This window comes from Vibrio sp. OPT18, from assembly GCF_015163615.1.
Taxonomy (GTDB): Bacteria; Pseudomonadota; Gammaproteobacteria; order Enterobacterales; family Vibrionaceae; genus Vibrio; species Vibrio coralliirubri.
Genome location: NZ_JADDYK010000081.1, coordinates 170883 through 171850 on the forward strand (window position 1 = coordinate 170883; position 968 = coordinate 171850).

The 968-nt window shown below is 39.9% G+C and carries 1 protein-coding gene and 1 pseudogene; both read left to right on the forward strand.

Annotation, left to right across the window (positions count from 1 at the left end):
• Window positions 1-247 precede the first annotated feature (247 nt).
• Window positions 248-562 (forward strand): DUF496 family protein, encoded by a 315-nt coding sequence (locus IQQ51_RS21620; protein WP_004742367.1) that lies wholly within the window; start codon window positions 248-250, stop codon window positions 560-562.
• Window positions 563-767: 205 nt separating this feature from the next.
• Window positions 768-968 (forward strand): annotated as a pseudogene (locus IQQ51_RS27495) (hypothetical protein); the annotation flags it as partial.

Consider the following 968-nt stretch of genomic DNA (forward strand, 5'->3'; position numbering starts at 1 on the left):
ATTCAGTAACATCGTCACCCAAATCTTCTGTTTCCAATTGTTGTTGATTCATTTCACATATCGTATCAATGCAGTATCTACATAGGATACTAACTTGAACCGCGAGATAAAAACAATCACACGTTAGAGAGAGTGACGAATAATTAAACAACCTTACTTTTGCTTTGATCTAAAGACTGTTACATCATCAATTGATGTGCTTTAATCAGAACCAGACAACGTATTTGACGAATAGGAAAAGGAATCTATGAGCAGCGTATTTGAAATTGTTAACCAAGCACGACGTAAGAACAAACTTAAGCGTGAACTTTTAGACAACGAAAAGAAAGTTCGTGACAACCGTAAGCGTGTCGACCTTCTTGATAACCTACTTGATTACATCAAGCCAGAGATGACTCACGACGAGATCCTGGGCATTATCAAAAATATGAAAGCTGACTACGAAGACCGTGTTGATGACCACATCATCAAGAGCGCTGAGATTTCTAAAGCTCGCCGTGACATCAGCCGTCGCATTCGTGAACTGACAGAAGAAGACAAGCAAATCCAAGGTAAGAAGTAATCTAACCTAGCGAATTTACTTGCAATAATGTTAGTAACCCACTCTTTGTAGTGGGTTTTTTTGTACCTAAATTCTAGCGTCTATACTTAAGCGTAACTAAGTAACCGCATGAACTGAACAAATATAGAACACTGAACCACTATAGAAAACAGAGCAACCGTAGGAAGAAAAATAACTAGGTGAACATCAGCGATGGAGAGACCTTATGAACGCAAGTATTCTGATTACCTTAGCCCTATCAACCGCACAACCCTACCCTGAAGAATTTGAACGACTGTATACCGAAGAGACAGAAATTACTTATGACGATCTCGTTGTCGATGTTCATGGCTACAAAGTCCCGACTCGTTCTGCGTTTAGAGGTTGGATGCTTCTAAATCACGCAGAAGGCCAAGTGAGAGAGATC